This window comes from Blautia sp. AF14-40, assembly GCF_003479665.1.
Taxonomy (GTDB): domain Bacteria; phylum Bacillota; class Clostridia; order Lachnospirales; family Lachnospiraceae; genus Fusicatenibacter; species Fusicatenibacter saccharivorans.
In genome coordinates this window covers 1-1,922 of the sequence record NZ_QUHK01000091.1, presented here as the reverse complement: position 1 = coordinate 1,922, position 1,922 = coordinate 1, and the positions used below count along the sequence as shown (strand labels likewise).

Below are 1,922 nucleotides of genomic sequence, written 5' to 3'. Positions count from 1 at the left end.
TCCGACAACGGATTCCGATGCATAACTTTCCGGGATCAATGCTTCCTGAACAGGGGCTTTGACAAATGTCTGATCATCCGGATGTTCCTCTGATATGGCACACTCCGGGCATTTATAGGTTTCACGATAGATATTTACTACTTTTCCCTTGGCAGGGGTAAAACGAAATTCATGGCGGACGAATTCTTTCCCAATACATTCCATCTGCGTTCCGCAGGTTGGACAGTTTCGCTCCTCCTCTGGAAGAGAAATGATCTCGTCGCAGGAAGGAACATTTTTAAAGAGATCAGCATGTGTCCGTCTTGCTTTTCTCTTATGTTCCGGAACAGTGATGTCATCAGGAAGTTCCTGTTCCCATGTCGGATCTGCTTCCTGCCCGGCTTCATCAAAAAGATTCAACTGGCCATCGATATCTTTCCGTTTTTCACTGGAAGTACCAAAAAGTTTCTTCGTGAGATATTCAATCTGCTGACGAAGGTTTTCTTTTTCCAGCCGGTCTGCTTCCAATGTTTTTTGTAAAGACTGGATCAGTTCTGTCTGTGTGGAAATCGTCTTATTCAGTTGGTTGATCATGTCCTTGTACGCAAGGATTTTTGAATCTTTTGAATTGCCAGTCATATGTTTTCTGCTCCTTTTTCACTGCTCTTATTATACCATAAAAAGCAATGAAAAAGAAGCAGAAAACCCAGCATTTACAAGGGATTTCAGACATGATACAGGGTGAGAAGCCCCTCCGTTTCTGTTGGTTGGCATAGATGTTTTATGCGATCATTCCGTAGGTTTGAATGCCTTGGGTTGTTCGATTTCAAGCTCGGACATGAGCCAGTCGAATTGCTGCCAGGTCAATTGTTTTACTTCCAGCTGATTTCTGGGCCAGCGAAACCTGCCCTGAACTTCCATACGTTTATACAGCAGCACAAATCCGTCAGATTTCCAGAGCAAAGCTTTGATCCTGTCACAACGTTTTCCACAGAAAAGATACAGGGCACTTCGCCTTGGATCCATATGGAGTTGATCCTCTACAATAGCACACAGCCCGTCAATGGATTTCCGCATATCCGTTCTGCCTGTTACGATATAGATTTCATCGGCGGCTGTGATATCCCCTAACATTCCAGCTCCTTCACAATTCGAAGCGTTTGAGCCAGAAGCTGAGGATCTGTTCCATTTGGTATTGTTAGATGAAAGCTGCCTACAGACAGCTTCATTGACTCTGCTACGGAAAAGTTATTCCTTTCCGTAGCTGCCGGAATTACATTTAATGGCTGTTCATAAGGAATCGGGTCAGTATCATGAAACTCCACTCTGACAACTTCCTGGCTTTCTGGTGCGCGATAGGTGCGTCCAGTTGACGCCGGCAAATCCACACAACCTTTCTGACGCAGTCTTTTTACCCAGTTGTAAAAAGTTCCTGGCTTGATATCATGTTCCACACACCATTGATGATCTGTCAATCCACTTTGACGGCATTCCATGATGAGACGGTATTGTTCTTCGGCAGGTATTCTTTTGCTTCTCATGAGCACACCTCCATAACTTGAATAGAGTAAAATACTCGCACCTATCATTTCTAGCAAGAAAAGATGAAGTAAAATGCTTGCATTCTCTATTGATTATTATGGGATATTTTTTAGGGCAACACAATCCGTCGAATTATTTTGCACTTACGATACATAGCCTTGTAGAGTTAAAAAATCAGCTCATACAGCAAGGCAGATATACGGATTGTGTTGACGAGCTTATTTTTAAGGTCATAAATGCACCGACCAAGAGAATGAAAATTGAATATGTCTAAGGCAAATTACAAAGCCGCTTATTCTTATTGATTTTAAGAGTAGGCGGCTTTTTTGCGTTCTCTGGTACTGTTTACATAGCCACCTTGTAAACGGTAGAATACGAGTACCTTGACAAATAGCAGACCG

3 protein-coding genes are annotated in these 1,922 nt (G+C 42.8%); all 3 read right to left on the bottom strand.

What is annotated here, in order from left to right; translation table 11 throughout:
• On the bottom strand, positions 1-618 hold a 618-nt coding region (locus tag DWW13_RS18365; protein ID WP_199674890.1), incomplete at its 3' end, for an IS66 family transposase zinc-finger binding domain-containing protein.
• 150 nt (positions 619-768) lie between these two features.
• A complete protein-coding gene (tnpB, locus tag DWW13_RS18360) occupies positions 769-1,113 on the bottom strand; it encodes an IS66 family insertion sequence element accessory protein TnpB (RefSeq protein ID WP_118720812.1) in 345 nt (114 codons plus the stop codon).
• On the bottom strand, positions 1,107-1,520 hold the full coding sequence (gene tnpA / locus DWW13_RS18355) for an IS66 family insertion sequence element accessory protein TnpA (protein WP_173815580.1): 414 nt from the start codon (positions 1,518-1,520) through the stop codon (positions 1,107-1,109). Before tnpA ends, tnpB begins: the two co-directional genes overlap by 7 nt.
• Positions 1,521-1,922 lie beyond the last annotated feature (402 nt).

Coding starts and splice junctions, on each gene's coding strand:
- tnpB (WP_118720812.1), bottom strand. CDS start 1,113: ATGTTAGGGGATATCACAGCCGCCGATGAAATCTATATCGTAACAGGC.
- tnpA (WP_173815580.1), bottom strand. CDS start 1,520: ATGAGAAGCAAAAGAATACCTGCCGAAGAACAATACCGTCTCATCATG.